Raw genomic sequence first — 16131 nt, 5'->3', positions numbered from 1 at the left:
ATAATTCCATTTTATTTATCTGCGTGAAGGATATATAATGAAGGAAATGATCGAATAAAGTATTTTCAGGGAAATAATTGTGTTATTTTGTCTGATTGCGAGAAACTGGATCGGTTTTTATTTTATATCAAAATATCTATATCCAGCGATACACGGTTTGCTGCCAGATCCGGATAGGTGCAGAAAGTCACTGTTCCCGGCCGTATCGCTGGGTGATATGGCTCTTGAAAGCCGGGATGATTCATCATACATTAGACTAAAACGGAGGTGCGATATGCGAAACGATATACAACCGTACGAACGATCCTTCACATCCAAAGAAGCGGCAGAACAGGCAGGGATCGCAACCCCTACTGTACGTAAATACGGCCAGATCCTGGAGCGGAATGGCTATGAATTTTTAAAAGACGGTGATCGAAGGATCTTCGTACAATCCGATATTGATGCGCTCATAGCGCTGCGCGATACAGAAAAGCCTCTTGACGATACGGCCAGATCCCTTGCGGATGGTCAGAAAAAAAGACTGGAAGGTTCCGGTGAAACGGCCATATCGCCGGGCGATACATATAACCAATTGCCACAGGATCCGAACCAGTTGAAAGAAATTTTATCCTACCTGGCCAATGAACTCGCGGCTTCCCGTGAAATGAATGTTCAAGTCGTGAATGAAATGAACCAATTAAAAACGCAGGTGTCCAGACTGAAGCAGGATCACCATGATTTGAGCTCGAATATTTCAAATTCCGCTCAGAAAACACAACGTAAAATTGAGGAGCTCTCAAAGCTTCAAAAAAGCCAATACGAAACACTCTTGGAGCAGGAAGTGAAGAAAAACGAATTCTTGCAGACTGAGCTTCAGAAGCTGCGGGAAGAGCAGCAGAATGAATGGCGCAGCCAAAATGATTACAATCGCCGCCTTGAAGAAGCGATACATAAGCAGAAAGATACGAAATGGGACTGGCTTTTCTCCCTGTTCCGCAAGTAGATCGCCTTATCTTTTCACAACATTGAAATTATCCGTGATCAACAGCCAGTTCTGAGGGAAGGACAAGCCGAGTTTCCAATAGCTCATACCCCTCAGCTTCAACTCTTTCATGAGATCGAACTTGGCTTGGATACTTCGTGCATCTTCAAACCAGACTTCATGGTCATTTCCATCTGCGCTGTATTTGAAAAATGGGGCCTGAGCTTTCTCATCATATTCGATAGGGACGTTGTTAGCTGCTGCGATTTGAATCGCCTGCTGCGGACTGACCGCTTTTGCTGTGGTTCCCGGTTCGAATGGAAGTGTCCAGTCATATCCGTACAGATTCTGTCCCATCATGATTTTCGAAGCGGGCATCTCTGTAAGGGCATATTCTATTACGTCGCGGACGGGTCCAATAGGCGATACGGGCATGGACGGACCGCCGCTGTACCCCCATTCATACGTCATGATGACGACGAAATTAACAATTTCCCCGTGAGCTTTATAATCATGAGCTTCATACCATTTCCCTTTCTGGTCTGCGCTTGTTTTCGGAGCAAGTGCCGTGGACAGAAGCCAGCCTTCCTGATTGAAACGCTGCTTTGCTTTTCTCAAGAATCGATTATATGCTTCCCTGTCCTGCGGACGCAGGTATTCAAAATCAAAATGGATATCACGGAATCCATATTTCTTGGCTGTTTGGACGACATTGTTGAGGAATTTATCCTGTATGGCCATATCATTCAGCAGAATGCGCCCGAGCTCATCATTGAACTGGCCATTTTCCTGATTCGTGATCGCCATCATCAGGACGTTTCCGTTATCCTTCCCGATTTGCAGCAGGTTCCCCATCGGAGGTTCCTGCAAGGTCCCGTCACGCTTCGCCTGGAAGCTAAACGGCGCAAGATAGGTCAGATATGGAGCAGCTTCCTTTGCGCTTTCTTCTAAATTTGGTGCGACTTCTTTTCCATATGGCTCTACATAGGCATTGAATTCAGCCCGCACTTTTGGTTTCTGGGGAACATAAAGCCGTTGATTGACTTGAAGCGGTACATTGGGCGATATGCCGTTAACCCTTGCCAGTTCCTGATAGGGGACACCCACCTTTTGACTGATCCCCCACAAGCTGTCACCGGGCTGTACATAATAGAAACTGCCGACGATCGGGATCACGAGTGATTGGCCGACCACCAGATTATCCGGATTCGGAAGTTCATTGGATTCCACTATATCCTTAACAGTTGATCCATACGCTTGAGCAATGCCGAACAACGACTGGTTCGGCTGGACAACGTGAATTTGCATACTAAGGACCTCCCTTTGTCTTCACTATAATCAGCCTATGAAGAGGAAGGGGAGGTTATGACGGGTATTTTGTCTCTGGATATCCAGGGGCAGGCGGAAAGCTGCCGGACGGGTACCTGGCTCAGATCAAAGGTTTTGAGCCAGGCACAAACGGGTTATTTTGAGCCAGGCACAAACGGGTTATTTTGAGCCAGGCACAAACGGGTTGATTTTCCAGGCTCGATTTCCCCAATCTGAACCAGCCCCGCCACCTTCTCATTTCCCCAATAACGTCCCTGTATCATCAATATCCGCCTTCAGCACGTTCTTCATCATCGTCAGCGCATAGTGGTTATCCTCTTCGCTGACGGATGCGATTGCATCTTTCGGCACCAATAAGGTGAATTCCCGCATATACGCATCATTTGCCGTGAAAAGAACGCAGATGTTTCCGGCGATTCCGGTCAGGATGATGTTCTTGATCGACAGATGATGAAGCAAGGTGTTCAGGGCTGTCCCGTAGAATGCGGAGTGCTTCGGTTTGATGAGGAAATAATCGTCATCGGCCGGGCGCAGCGGGGTGATGATATCACTGCTTTTGCTGTTATGGCATTTATCATAGATCAGATTCAAATCAGCCTTCCATAGTTCATAGTGATCATTGATATAGATGACGGGATGACCATTTTCCCGGCAGTAATCCCGGAGTTCATTGATTGGTTTTACAATCTTTTTTGTATGCTGAGCGAGCGTTTCCCCGTGTGAGAAATCAAATGGATTCATGATATCGATCACAAGGAGAGCGGTATCTTTAGGTATCATCATATGAGCCCCTTTCTTCTATAGTTTGGAATATGAGAGGATATTTTATAAAATAAAAATAGAAGCCATTTATGAGTGGGAGTATTATATGGAAAATAGAGAAGAATATTTTATGTTGGAAGCACTGAAAGAAGCGGAAAAAGCAAGGGAGATCAATGAAGTGCCGATCGGGGCCGTCGTGGTGATGGAAGACGAGATCATCGGCCGCGGCTATAACCTCAGGGAGACGACCCAGAATGCAGTGACCCATGCAGAAACGCTTGCCATCCAGGAAGCGTGTGAAAAAGCAGGGACGTGGAGGCTCGAGGGGGCAGAACTTTATGTGACGCTCGAGCCGTGTCCGATGTGCTCGGGAGCCATCATCCTTTCGCGGATTGAGAAGGTGGTGTACGGAGCGCCAGACCCTAAGGCGGGATGTGCAGGGACGCTGATGAATCTCCTGGACGACAGCAGGTTCAATCACCAGTGTGAAGTGGTTGCAGGGGTTCTGCAGGAAGAATGCGGATCGATCCTTTCCGATTTCTTCAGGGAACTCCGTGCAAGGAAGAAAGAAGAGAAAAGGAACAAACCCTCATCACCGTAGATTATTTTCTAAGTTAATCGGTACTCTGCGAATGATGTTTGGTAAAAGTAAAGAAGTGAGGGCACGTGCTCTTTTCTTCGCCTCGTTTACTGACCCTATCTTTTGTATAAGTGCTGAGACAGTATGTAAATCAACTAAGTGGATGAAAAGAGCTTACTTGTAAAGAACTTACAGGGACAAACCATTGCTTTTTTACGTAAACCCTAGTATACTTAATCTTGCGTCGTTAGATGGCGCAACTGAATATTTGGTATCAATTTTGCCGTGCTAGGCGGGGAGGTAGCGGTGCCCTGTACTCGCAATCCGCTCCAGCGAGGCCGAATCCCTTTCCGAGGCTTGCATACTGTAGGGCCTGCCTCAAGTAAGTGGTGTTGACGCCTGGGTCCTGCGCAATGGGAATCCATGAACCATGTCAGGTCCGGAAGGAAGCAGCATTAAGTGGAAGCTCCCATGTGCCGCAGGGTTGCCTGGGCCGAGCTAACTGCTTGAGTAACGCCTATGGTTGCTTGTCGAAGAAAGGTGCACGGCAGTTTCATACATACACAACAGCTCATCCTGTATCGGGGTGGGCTTTTTGTTTGGAAAGACAGACGGGTAAAGTTTCCCGAATCTGTCCCCGGTTTTCTTTGTAATCCTGCTAGAAATTGCGTTATAATAAGTAAGATAATAGATGAAAAGTCTCATCGGACGAATATGCCTGCTGGTCTTACGGGACTGCTTCCGGAAAAGGGAGCGGACGCCGTGAACCAGGCAGCTGTACATATAAAATGAGGGGGGAGTATTTTGGCATATCAAGCATTATATCGTGTGTGGCGTCCGCAGTCTTTTGCAGATGTCGTCGGGCAGCAGCATGTGACGAAAACGTTGCAAAATGCTCTCCTTCATCAAAAGATTTCACATGCGTATTTATTTTCAGGCCCGCGCGGAACAGGGAAGACGAGTGCCGCCAAGATTCTGGCGAAAGCAGTCAACTGTGAGCGTTCCCCCATTGCCGAGCCATGTAATGAATGTGACGCATGTAAAGGGATCACGGACGGATCGATCCCGGATGTGATCGAAATCGATGCCGCGTCTAACAACGGGGTTGAGGAAATAAGGGACATACGTGATAAGGTGAAGTATTCACCGAACGTTGTCGAGTATAAGGTCTATATCATCGATGAGGTTCATATGCTTTCCATCGGGGCGTTCAATGCCCTGTTGAAAACATTGGAGGAACCCCCGAAACACGTCATCTTCATTTTGGCGACCACCGAGCCGCACAAAATCCCGCTCACGATCATTTCCCGTTGTCAGCGCTTTGATTTCAAAAGGATCACAGCAATGGATATCGTCGGCAGGATGAGTCATATCGCGACGGAATCGGGTGTGAAATACGAGGAGAATGCACTTGCAGTCATCGCGAGAGCGGCTGAGGGCGGGATGCGTGATGCGCTCAGCCTTCTCGATCAGGCGATTTCCTTCAGTCAGGATATCGTCAAAGTGGAAGATGCGTTAACCGTCACGGGTGCCGTTTCGCAGGGGTATCTGAATACACTGGCAAGGGCGATCCTGGACAGGGATGTCTCGAAAGCACTCAGTGCACTCGAAGAACTTCTTTTCCAAGGAAAGGACCCGGCGCGATTTGCGGAGGACTTCATTCTTTATTACCGGGATATGCTCCTTTACCAGACGGCACCGAACCTTGAGGAATCGATGGAGAGGGTCATGCTCGATGATGAGTTCAAGGGACTTGCGCAGGAAACAGAGGCCAGCCAGATTTATCAATATATCGATGTATTGAACCAGGCAGGGCAGGAGATGAAATTCACGAACCATGCCCGTATTTACCTGGAGGTTTCCATCGTGAAGCTTTGTCAGCTCGAAGCACCAAGGAGCGTGTCGTCCCCTGAAGTCGGGGAGATGATGAAAAAAATACAATCGCTCGAAAATGAAATTCAGCAATTAAAGGCGAACGGTGTCAAGGCGCAGGCTGAACCTGCTGCACAGCCGGCTAAAAAGCCTGTCCGTGCGAAGAAAGGGTTCCGGGCTCCGGTCGGACAGATCCAGGAAGTGCTGAAAAATGCAACGAAAGAAGATCTCAACCTGATCAAGAGCCGCTGGGGAGATATGATGGAATCGCTGAATCAGCGTCAGATGCGTTCGCAGGCTGCACTCTTGAACGATGCAGAACCCGTTGCGGCAACAACTGGCTCGTTTGTGTTAAAATTCAAGTATGATATCCACTGTCAGATGGCGATGGAGAACCAGGCTTTCATTTCCGGCATGTCTCAGATCCTGCAGGAGCTCACCGGAAGCAGTTATTCCCCAATCGGGATCCCTGAAGATCAGTGGCTCCCACTGAGGGAAGACTTCATCCGCAACTCCCAGAACGAATCCCCGGACGGAGAATCGGGTGAGGCGAAAGAAGAGGATTCCCTTCTTTCCGAAGCTGAAAAGATTGCCGGCGACCTGGTCGAAATCAAAGATTGATGATTGAACTGCCACAAGAAGTGTGTGAAATGTTTAAATAAAAATAATTGGAGGTCATGAACTATGCGTGGAATGGGTAATATGCAAAACATGATGAAACAGATGCAGAAGATGCAAAAGAAAATGGCGGAAGCACAAGAGGAGCTTGGTGAAAAGGAAATCGAAGGAACGGCAGGCGGCGGAATGGTCACTGTCATCGTTTCCGGCCACAAGCAGGTCCTTGATGTGAAAATCAATGAAGAAGTCGTAGATCCGGAAGATATCGATATGCTGCAGGATCTTGTCCTTGCCGCTACAAACGATGCGCTGAAGAAAGCAGACGAATTAACAAACTCAACTATGGGACAATTCACTAAAGGAATGAACCTTCCGGGAATGTTCTAGGAGGCAAAAATATGCATTATCCAGAGCCTATATCAAAGCTGATCGACAGCTTTATGAAATTGCCAGGCATCGGGCCGAAAACCGCGGCCCGACTGGCTTTTTTTGTACTTAGCATGAAAGAGGACACCGTATTGGACTTTGCTAAAGCACTTGTGAATGCAAAGCGGAACCTGAGTTACTGTTCGGTGTGCGGTCATATTACGGACCAGGATCCCTGCTACATATGTGAGGATCAGCGGAGGGACAGGAGCATCATCTGTGTGGTCCAGGATCCTAAAGACGTGATCGCGATGGAGAAGATGAAGGAGTATAACGGACTTTATCATGTCCTGCACGGGGCCATTTCCCCTATGGACGGGATCGGACCCGAGGACATCAACGTACCGGATCTGATCAAGCGTCTTCAGAGTGACGAGGTCCAGGAAGTGATTCTTGCGACAAACCCGAATATCGAAGGCGAAGCAACCGCCATGTACATTTCGCGTCTCGTCAAGCCGTCCGGGATCCGTATCACGCGTATCGCACACGGCCTGCCTGTAGGCGGCGACCTCGAATACGCGGATGAAGTCACATTGTCCAAAGCCCTTGAAGGAAGAAGAGACGTGTAAAGGGAGAGAGCATCTATGTTTTTCCGTAAAAAAGGGAAACTCAAACGAGAGTACGATCAAGCCCTGCTTCAATCACTGGATGAAGCGAAAGAGAACTGGAATCAGCAGCGGAGCATCGATGAGATGAGTGTCGACTACAATTTGAATCTTCACTGCTCATCCAAAATCGCTGAAGCCAAATATTTTTTCTTATTTAGAGAAGCAAAACACAGAAAGATCGTCATAAAAAGGTAGACAACCTTCATATCCTTACAATAAGAGATGATAAATGTTCTTGTTGAGAGGAGAGAGGGTATGAACCCGGTAATCGTGATCGCTGTAATCAGCGGACTCATCGTCCTTCTGTTAATTACAGGCGCCCCGGTCAAGCCGCTGCGATTTGTAGGACAAGTCGCCATGAAAGTCATGATCGGAGCACTATTCCTATTTTTCCTGAACGCCTTTGGCAGTCAGTACGGCATCCACGTCCCTATAAACCTCGCCACATCCTCCATTTCGGGAATCCTTGGCATTCCGGGAGTGGTGGGGCTTGCGGTGATACAGATGTGGATTGTGTAATGAATTTTGAAGAAATCAGCGGCCTTTCTCGAATGGGCTGCTTTTTTCTTTTGAATGATGTTTTCTGCTAAAATATCTAACTAAATGGAGGGGCAGCAGCATGGTTATTTCTTCACAAATTGCTCAATCTATCGTTGAGGAAACCGTCAAGGTCATTCATCGCAATATCAATTTCATGAATTCCGATGCAAGCATCATCGCCAGTGTCGATCAGGATCGAATAGGTGATTTTCATGAAGGGGCCTTGAAGGTCCTGCAAACGAAACAAACAGTGATTATCCATGAAGACGATGAGTTCAAAGGGGCGAAGAAAGGTGTCAATCTGCCAGTTTACCTGAATAACCGTATTCTGGGTGTCATCGGCATTACAGGGGAACCCAATGAAGTGGTTCAATTTGGTGAAGTCATAAAGAGGATGACGGAGATTCTTCTAAAAGAAGCCCATCTTGAGGAACAACTCGAACTTGAAAATATTGCGAAGGTGTCTTTCATAGATGAATGGATTGACGGGGATTGGGAAGATGATAAATTATTTGCTGCGCGCGGCTGGATACTTGGCATCAACGTCCATCTTCCACGTGTGGCTGTGGTGATGGAGATCATCGGTTTTAATGATGTGCTTTATGAAAAGCTTAAAAGTCACCAGGCGGATGTGAAAGGAGAATTGGAATTCCAGCGTTTCAGGCGGGAAATACTTGAAATGGTACAGAATCATTTTCCTAAGGAAAGTCAGCATATCATTATTCCTGCAGGAAGTACCCGATATACCCTTCTCTTGTCTGTAGACGAAACCCTCTCTGATCAAAAAAGGAAAGAAAAGATTCGCTATCGCCTGGATAAAATTCAAAAAGCGATTCATACTGTCTACGGGTACGACACGGCAATTGGAGCAGGAAGGATGTATCTTCAACCTCATGGGGCAGCCAAATCTGTACACGAAGCAGAACGTGCTCTCCTTCATGCGAAGAATCGGAATCATACCTCCTATTTTTACGACCAACTTGGAATAGAATCTTTCGCTTATGATCTTCCTTTTGAGATCAGAGAAGAATATGTGAAGAATGTGCTCCAGGTGGACTCCAAAAAGAATCTTGATCAAATCATTGAAACGTTAAATACCTTTTATGATGCAGGCGGTTCTATTAATGAAGCCGCTGAAAAATTATATATACATAAAAACACCCTGCAATACCGATTAAAAAGAATTAAAGAAGAGACTGGCTATGATCCCAGGGTACTACCGGATGCTGCAAAGTTTTACGTGGCCATCACTTTCCATCTTATAAATAATGGTACGAAAAGAACAAATCTTTAACGGGTTTGTTCTTTTTTTGTTTCAGGTAACAAAAAATATATATAAAATGAGTCATTTTTCAGTATGTGTACCATAGTAAGTGCGAAGTTCGTTTAGTATGATAGCGTTAACATAATTTTAGACGAAAGTGAGAGTGGCGAAATGAAGATGACAGAGCAGAAGCAAGAGACCATTCTTGAGAACCTTGAATTTGTATATGGCAAGGAAAAAGGGACAGCGGTTTTTGAGCAAGTGAAAAGCTTGGTGGAACATTACCGGAAAAAGTCCCTCTCACCAGCAAAGCAATGGGTCGATGAGAAAGATATTATGGTCATTACATACGGAGATTCCATTAAGGAAGATGGAAAAGCGCCGCTGAAAAGTCTCAAGGAATTCTTACAAGAACATACGGATGGAAAAATCAATTCCGTCCACATTCTACCTTTTTATCCCTATTCTTCAGATGATGGTTTTTCAGTGATAGATTACTTGAAGGTCAATCCTGATTTAGGCGAGTGGAAGGATATCCATAATCTTGCCGAAGAGTTTGACATCATGTTCGATGCTGTTATCAATCACATCTCAAGTCAAAGCGATTGGTTTAAAGAATACAAAAATGGAAATCCAGCTTATGAGAAATTTTTCGTAGAAGCGGATCCTGAAGCAGATTACAGTACGATCACAAGACCAAGGGCTCTCCCTCTATTAACAAAGGTAGAAACAACCAGGGGAGATAAATATGTATGGACGACCTTCAGTGAAGATCAGATCGACTTGAACTTTGAATATGAAGGTACTCTTCTATCAATCTTAGATATCCTTGCTCAATACGTAGAACACGGGGCTCGTTATCTCCGATTGGATGCAATAGGTTTCATGTGGAAGAAGCTTGGAACGACAAGCATTCATTTAGAGGAAACTCATAGGCTTGTCCAAATAATGAGGGACGCCTTGGAGACGATCGCACCAGGGACGATCATCATTACGGAAACGAATGTACCTCATAAAGATAACATTAGTTATTTCGGCAACGGTCATAATGAAGCACACATGGTCTATCAATTTCCATTGCCTCCCCTTACACTGCAGGCATTTCAAACAGAAGACGCGACCCATTTGACAAATTGGGCCGGGAATCTTGAACCTACTACCGAAGATACAACATTCTTTAATTTCCTAGCCTCTCATGATGGAATCGGGGTACGGCCTGTAGAAGGGATCTTGAATCCGGAAGAAGTAGGGGTGATGGTTGAGAAAGTGAAAGAACGGGGAGGAAATGTCTCCTATAAAGATAATGGTGATGGAACGCAAAGTCCGTACGAATTAAATATCAATTATCTGGATGCATTAACTATACCGGGAGAGTCTGACGAGAAGAAAGCACACCGTTTCCTCGCGGCCCAATCAATCCTGCTTTCAATGATGGGAGTTCCGGGCATTTATATTCACAGTCTCCTGGGATCGAGAAATGACCAGGAAGGTGTTAAAGAAAGCGGCAGATACCGGTCTATTAACAGGGAAAAGTTAAACCGCTGCAAACTTGAGGAAGAAATCATGAAGAAAGGATCGCTCAGAAATCTCATCTTCACCGAATACAAACGGTTCATCTCAGTGCGAACGGAGGAGAAGGCATTTCACCCAAATGCCTCCCAAGAAGTGTTCTTTACCGATAAACGAATCTTTTCAATGAAACGAAAGAATACAAAAGAAAACAGTGAAGTGACTGTTCTTGTTAATGTATCAGGCGAAGACGTCCCTGTTACTCTTTCAGGGACGAACCAGGCGGGAGACAGGGTTAAGGATTTACTTTCGGACAAGACGTTCCATAAGGATAGTGGAAATCTCAAGCTTACTCTTGCTCCCTTTGAAGTACTTTGGTTAAAGGAGTCAAAAGAATGAAAGCCGTCATTGCACCCGATTCTTTTAAAGGATCGATGACAAGTATACAAGCATCGGAAGCAATCAAAGAAGGATTATTAAAAGTGAATCCTTTACTAAACTCTGTTCTGATCCCGATGGCGGACGGTGGTGAAGGTACTGTTGATGCTTTATGTACGATCCTGGATGGAGAACTGATTGTTGAAAAAGTAAGCGATCCCCTGGGGCGTGAAGTGACAGCAGCCTATGGGTGGATGGAGGAAACACGTACCGCTGTCATTGAAACGGCTGCTGCATCCGGTCTTCCACTGCTGCAAAAAGATGAACTTAATCCTGATACTGCTTCAACCCTTGGTACAGGGGAGCTTGTCAAAAAAGCTTTGGACAAGGGAGCAAAGAGAATCATCATTGGCTTGGGCGGCAGTGCCACAGTCGATGGGGGAACAGGTTTTCTTCAAGCATTGGGTGTAAGGTTCTTTGACAAAAACGGACGGGAACTGCAGGCGGGGGGCGGCAGCCTCGGCCGTATTGAAACGATAAATTCCGAAAGTCTTGACGAGCGGCTCAAACATATAGAGATCATTGCAGCCTCTGATGTGACCAATCCTTTATTGGGAGTGGAAGGAGCAGTCTCTGTATTCGGACCGCAAAAAGGTATAACGAGCGAAAGACTTGCTGAATTTGAAGCGGGAATGGAACACTTTGCTGATAAAACAGCATCACACTTGGGTATCGACCATCGGAAGCAAGAAGGAAGCGGAGCAGCAGGAGGATTCGGTTTTGCTCTCCATTCCTTTCTCCAACCGGTTTTTGAAAGCGGTTTTAAAATTATCTCTGAACTGAGTGGTCTGGAAAATCAAATCCAAGAGGCTTCAATCGTTTTGACGGGAGAAGGGAAGGTTGATGCTCAGTCGCTCTATGGGAAAGTTCCCATCGGTATAGCAAGGATCGCCAAGCAGTATGGGGTTCCGACGGTTGCTTTCACCGGGAAAATCGAAGGGGATTTAGAAAAGGCTGCAGCAGAAGGGTTAAGTCTGGTGATGCCAATTGTAGATGAGCCGATGTCTTTAGAGAGTGCGATGCAAAACGGACCGGCCTTATTGGAAAAAGCAGCTTCAAGATTAATGAAAATGTATGAACTTTTAAATGAGAATAAGGGGGTAAAAAGCTTATGAGCAGCTTCACGCTATTAGATTACGTTATCTTCATTGCTTATATCGCGGGTACAGCTATTTTCGGCGCCATGTTTGGAAAAAATCAAAAAACGACCAAAGACTATTTTCTCGGTGGAAGAAGCATTCCCTGGTGGGCAATCGGACTCTCGGTAATGGCTACGCAGGCAAGTGCCATTACGTTCATCGGGGCTCCAGGGTGGGGGTATGAAGGAGGGCTTGAACGAATCAATACGTTCATCAACGTTCCTTTGGCTATGGCATTCCTGATTGCCACCATTGTTCCTTTCTTCTATAAGACAGAGGTATACACGGCGTATGAATATCTAGAGAAACGATTCGATGTAAAGACCCGCACGTTAACAGCAGGACTCTTCCTGATCGCACGGGGACTTGCAACAGGAGTGGTTCTTTATGCTCCAGCACTTGTATTATCAGTAGTGACAGGATGGGATATTTCTTTCACCATCATCTTAATGGCTGTCATTGCGGTATCTTACACTGTATTAGGCGGTATTTCGGCAGTTATTTGGACTGACGTGGTACAGATGTTTATCCTGTGGCTCGGTGCGGCATTGAGTATCGTTGTCATTTATATGAAGGTTCCAGGCGGATGGACTGAAATCATGGATACTGCTTCTGCAGCAGGTATGCTCCAATCATTGGATTTCTCATTTGATTTGTCGGTGGAATACAGTGTTTGGGCCGGTGTGATCGGTGGACTTTTCCTTCACGCCGCATATTTCGGTACAGATCAAAGTCAGATTCAGCGTGTACTAACAAGTAAATCCATACGCGAAAGTAAATTATCATTAGTGCTAAGCGGGGTTCTAATGATCCCTCAAATGCTTTTATTCTTATTTATTGGTGTACTTTTATATGTTTATTATCAACACGCGGGCAACCCGAATGTAGAGAACTTGAACGAGCTCTTCCCGCTGTTTGTCGTAAATGAACTGCCTGCCGGTATCTCAGGTCTCATTATTGCCGGTGTATTTGCAGCTGCGATGTCCAGTCTGGACTCGGCACTCAATTCATTATCAGCAGTATCAATCCGGGATTTTTACAGCAAATTCTTCAAGAAGAATGCTTCAGACGCACATTATTTAAAAGCATCCCGCTGGGCGACCGTTTTCTGGGGGATCTATGCAACCATTTTTGCATTTTTTGCTTCAAACCTGGGACCCGTCATTGAAGCGGTCAACAAGATAGGTTCATATTTCTATGGTGCATTATTGGGTGTATTCCTGCTGGCGATCTTTACAAGGAGAACAAATGGTACTGGAGCATTCGCAGGAATCATTGCAGGAATGTTCTCGGTGTGGGCAGTCATTCAATTCGCCTCTATTTCCTGGCTTTACAATAACGTAGTGGGTGCTGTTGTGGCATTTGCCGTCGGTTATGCCGTAAGTCTGTTAGGAGCAAAGCCTGAACAGTCAAAACTCACAGGACTGACGTTAAGTGAATCAGATGAAAGCCTTCAAGAAAAGCTTTCCGCAAGATCAGAAGCTGCATCTGCACTGGAAAAAGCAGAAATTGAAAGTGAGCGCAAAACGAAGAGATGGCCGCTTTATTTAATAGGTTACTTTATAGTCGTCATGTTCTTCCTTATGTTCCTTCAAAACCTATAAACGAGGGGTAAGTAGAAAGGCGGGTTGTACGGTGAAAGAAGGATACTTTCTTAAAGAAGTCGTAGAAAAAGGGGAAGCGATAAAAGCTATTCAGGAATACGAATCCAGTTTTCTTGTACGAATACTGGCAAAGGAAAAGAAGCAACTTTCTTCTATAGAATTAGCTTATCTCCCGTTTTGGTGCTACGAATACGAGTTAACAAGCGCCACGCTGAAAGAAGCGATAAGAGGGAAGGTTGCAATAGAACCGATTACGAATACATCTGCCATTCTGCCTGCGGATTATCCCCTGCATCCCATTAATAAGGACATGAATCTCTTTCCTGTAATAGGAGAAAAGGATAAAGAAACGGCGAAAGAAACAATCTATTGGGAGGTTTTTCAGAAAGAAAGGAAACGTAAATCTATTGACATCACCTTCAATTCCGCCTTTGTCATTTACTTGCCTTTTTGGATAGGTTATTTGAAAGGGGATAAGGTTGGAATCTTACCTGTCGATGCCATCACGGGGAAAGTAGACCTTAAATTAAAGGAAGCTTTTCTGAAAATTATACATGAATCGTAAAAACGAAAGAGAGCCGACTGACGTTGGCCCTCTTTTTTTAAATCTTTATCATGTTGCAAAGCAGCCAGTCTCACTTAACCCTTTTTCAAAAACGTCTCCGGCATCACAACCGCCACGACCTCACCCTTCGCGCATATTTCCCCTTCCGCGAATACTTCCGTCACAACCTTGAATTTCTTCGGGTGAATCTTCTCGACCGTCCCGACAGCCTTTAATGGAACACCATGAGGGGTCGGTTTCATAAAGTCGACGTGCAAAGACGCTGTGACAAAGCGGGGCGGTTCTGCCCCGTCGCCGACACTGCCGCCATTCAGCTTGTGAAGCTCAATAGCGGCCGAACCGGTCCCGTGGCAATCGATCAACGAAGCAATCAATCCTCCGTACACGAACCCCGGCAGGGCAGTATGCTCAGGTTGAGGTGTATAAACCGTCACTGTTTTCTCACCATCGACACCTGTGCGGAAATGATGGCCTTCTTCATTTAAACGCCCGCATCCATAGCACCAGGCGAAGTCATCAGGATAGTCATCCTGTATGGCATGCTTAATTTCATTCATCGCAAATCCCCCCATAACGAATAGTAATAAATATCTTCTACTATTAATCTTCTATTAACGCTGTTTAACTTCCTCTATAAAAAAATACTATTCTTCCTGAAACGGTAATGGTATAATTTGGATTAGACCCCGCATACATCTCCTCCCCCATCTATTTTTCCTGATCCATCTATTAAAAATTGAAGAAAGCTGGTGGTTTATCGATGAAAGGAAGAATCGTCCACGAAGATTCCAACACTCGCATTTGGCTGCAGGAATTCACAGAACCCGGGCAGCATACAGAACTGCTCGACAATTTTAAGATAAGCAGGGAATTCGACATGAGGCACCGCGGATTGATGGAGTACTACGGCAAGGACCTCATCGCCTACAAAAAAGAACAAAAGGCCAACAAAAAAAGAAATGAATTTCTCCGTGCATTTTCTCACTACATGACAGACCATTTAGAAGATGACTGTCCTCCTTCTTGGCAAGAATGTCCCGCAGCCTTCTGGGAAGAATTGATCTTCGCATACCTCCCGCATTACACAAAAATCATTCCAAAGAAAAACTACACAGAGACTTTCCTGCTTCAGCTGCGAACCTTTGTCCGCTGGCTCGATAAAAGAGAAGGCACCGTCTTTTTAAATCTGGTAGATGACTATATCAAAGAAGGAACCCCCATCCTGAAAAAGTGCGAGGGCCTCCTCAATCATTTATTCCTCAAAGACTACCCTCGTTTCCATCAGTCAGACTGGGATTACGAAGAAGACCTCGACCGATGGGAAAGAAACCTCTCGAAATACAGCAGGACAATAGAAGGCATGTTTCAGGTTTCCGCCTTTGCTGATGAATGTGTTGTCCTAAGAGACCTCCATACCCACCACACTTATTTAACGAAAAGTCTTCCCGTTAATAAACTTTCAACCAAAACCATCATTACTGGCACCCTCGGACAAAAACCACATGAACTCATCTGGGATTGGCTGGCCACGATCAATGTGTTCCCTGAAAACGGAGAAAAGTACATCCGAAACTTTAATTGAAGAAACAGCCCCGCCAGGGAACGGATGGGGCTGTTCTTATAAAAAGAAAATAGAATGATGAAGATTTAATAGAAAAAAGAGCGATTTTAATATACTTTTAAAAAAATCATTAAATAGTATTGACTCTTTAATAGAAAAGGTGCTATTATATTCCTTGTCGCCAAAACGACACAAAAACAAATTTCAAAAAAAGCTTGACGCTTTATGATGAAAAATGTTATATTTAAGAGGTGCTCATGAGAGCTCACCTTAACAATTGAACCTTGAAAACTGAACAAAACAAGACAATACGTCAACGTTAATTCTAGATTTACCGTAACGAATATCGTTA

The 16131-nt window shown here is 45.3% G+C and carries 16 protein-coding genes and 1 other RNA gene; 14 read left to right on the top strand and 3 right to left on the bottom strand.

The features are described 5' to 3' along the window. Nucleotides 1-274 precede the first annotated feature (274 nt). The gene (locus ACKA06_RS21165) at nucleotides 275-985 is read left to right on the top strand and encodes a hypothetical protein (RefSeq protein ID WP_411160595.1); all 711 of its coding nucleotides are present in this window, start codon (nucleotides 275-277) and stop codon (nucleotides 983-985) included. Nucleotides 986-991: 6 nt separating this feature from the next. On the opposite strand, the gene ACKA06_RS21160 is transcribed toward ACKA06_RS21165, so the two are convergent. Both ACKA06_RS21160 and ACKA06_RS21155 read right to left on the bottom strand, forming a co-directional pair. Further along, the gene (locus ACKA06_RS21160; protein ID WP_411160594.1) at nucleotides 992-2272 is read right to left on the bottom strand and encodes a LysM peptidoglycan-binding domain-containing protein; all 1281 of its coding nucleotides are present in this window, start codon (nucleotides 2270-2272) and stop codon (nucleotides 992-994) included. Nucleotides 2273-2527: 255 nt separating this feature from the next. Next, nucleotides 2528-3073, bottom strand: a complete 546-nt coding sequence (locus ACKA06_RS21155) for an isochorismatase family cysteine hydrolase (RefSeq protein ID WP_214874134.1) — start codon at nucleotides 3071-3073, stop codon at nucleotides 2528-2530. A gap of 88 nt (nucleotides 3074-3161) precedes the next feature. Between ACKA06_RS21155 and tadA the strand changes: the two genes are divergently transcribed. From tadA to ACKA06_RS21095, 12 genes are all read left to right on the top strand, one after another. Then, complete coding sequence (gene tadA, locus ACKA06_RS21150) at nucleotides 3162-3656, top strand: tRNA adenosine(34) deaminase TadA (protein WP_411160593.1); 495 nt, start codon at nucleotides 3162-3164, stop codon at nucleotides 3654-3656. A 262-nt stretch (nucleotides 3657-3918) separates the two neighbouring features. Next, nucleotides 3919-4183, top strand: an RNA gene (ffs, locus tag ACKA06_RS21145) — signal recognition particle sRNA large type. A gap of 256 nt (nucleotides 4184-4439) precedes the next feature. Then, nucleotides 4440-6128, top strand: coding sequence for a DNA polymerase III subunit gamma/tau (gene dnaX, locus ACKA06_RS21140; RefSeq protein ID WP_411160592.1), 1689 nt, complete (start codon nucleotides 4440-4442; stop codon nucleotides 6126-6128). Between the two features lie 63 nt (nucleotides 6129-6191). After that, the gene (locus ACKA06_RS21135; protein ID WP_032087162.1) at nucleotides 6192-6512 is read left to right on the top strand and encodes a YbaB/EbfC family nucleoid-associated protein; all 321 of its coding nucleotides are present in this window, start codon (nucleotides 6192-6194) and stop codon (nucleotides 6510-6512) included. 11 nt (nucleotides 6513-6523) lie between these two features. Continuing rightward, nucleotides 6524-7120, top strand: a complete 597-nt coding sequence (gene recR, locus ACKA06_RS21130) for a recombination mediator RecR (protein ID WP_032087163.1) — start codon at nucleotides 6524-6526, stop codon at nucleotides 7118-7120. A gap of 15 nt (nucleotides 7121-7135) precedes the next feature. After that, nucleotides 7136-7354, top strand: coding sequence for a YaaL family protein (locus ACKA06_RS21125; RefSeq protein WP_032087164.1), 219 nt, complete (start codon nucleotides 7136-7138; stop codon nucleotides 7352-7354). Nucleotides 7355-7414: 60 nt separating this feature from the next. Continuing rightward, a complete protein-coding gene (locus ACKA06_RS21120; RefSeq protein WP_032087165.1) occupies nucleotides 7415-7678 on the top strand; it encodes a pro-sigmaK processing inhibitor BofA family protein in 264 nt (87 codons plus the stop codon). Between the two features lie 100 nt (nucleotides 7679-7778). Continuing rightward, entirely contained in the window at nucleotides 7779-8993 is a 1215-nt protein-coding gene (locus tag ACKA06_RS21115; RefSeq protein ID WP_032087166.1) for a CdaR family transcriptional regulator, read from the top strand. A 141-nt stretch (nucleotides 8994-9134) separates the two neighbouring features. Further along, nucleotides 9135-10871, top strand: a complete 1737-nt coding sequence (locus ACKA06_RS21110; RefSeq protein WP_411160591.1) for a sugar phosphorylase — start codon at nucleotides 9135-9137, stop codon at nucleotides 10869-10871. Beyond that, nucleotides 10868-12025, top strand: a complete 1158-nt coding sequence (locus ACKA06_RS21105) for a glycerate kinase family protein (protein ID WP_411160590.1) — start codon at nucleotides 10868-10870, stop codon at nucleotides 12023-12025. Before ACKA06_RS21110 ends, ACKA06_RS21105 begins: the two co-directional genes overlap by 4 nt. Beyond that, complete coding sequence (locus ACKA06_RS21100) at nucleotides 12022-13653, top strand: sodium:solute symporter (protein WP_058300122.1); 1632 nt, start codon at nucleotides 12022-12024, stop codon at nucleotides 13651-13653. The genes ACKA06_RS21105 and ACKA06_RS21100 overlap by 4 nt, the downstream gene beginning before the upstream one ends. Nucleotides 13654-13684: 31 nt before the next feature. Beyond that, nucleotides 13685-14218: a hypothetical protein gene (locus ACKA06_RS21095; protein ID WP_411160589.1), complete on the top strand. Its 534-nt coding sequence runs from the start codon at nucleotides 13685-13687 to the stop codon at nucleotides 14216-14218. A 74-nt stretch (nucleotides 14219-14292) separates the two neighbouring features. Here the strand turns inward: ACKA06_RS21095 and ACKA06_RS21090 are convergent, their stop codons facing one another. Further along, the gene (locus ACKA06_RS21090; protein WP_032087170.1) at nucleotides 14293-14775 is read right to left on the bottom strand and encodes a PaaI family thioesterase; all 483 of its coding nucleotides are present in this window, start codon (nucleotides 14773-14775) and stop codon (nucleotides 14293-14295) included. Nucleotides 14776-14978: 203 nt separating this feature from the next. Between ACKA06_RS21090 and ACKA06_RS21085 the strand changes: the two genes are divergently transcribed. Beyond that, nucleotides 14979-15800: a hypothetical protein gene (locus tag ACKA06_RS21085; RefSeq protein WP_032087171.1), complete on the top strand. Its 822-nt coding sequence runs from the start codon at nucleotides 14979-14981 to the stop codon at nucleotides 15798-15800. Nucleotides 15801-16131: the final 331 nt, after the last annotated feature.

The organism is Rossellomorea oryzaecorticis, from assembly GCF_045897515.1.
Taxonomy (GTDB): domain Bacteria; phylum Bacillota; class Bacilli; order Bacillales; family Bacillaceae_B; genus Rossellomorea; species Rossellomorea enclensis.
Note: the sequence above shows the minus strand (reverse complement) of the source record. Positions and strands in the feature narration are given on the sequence as shown.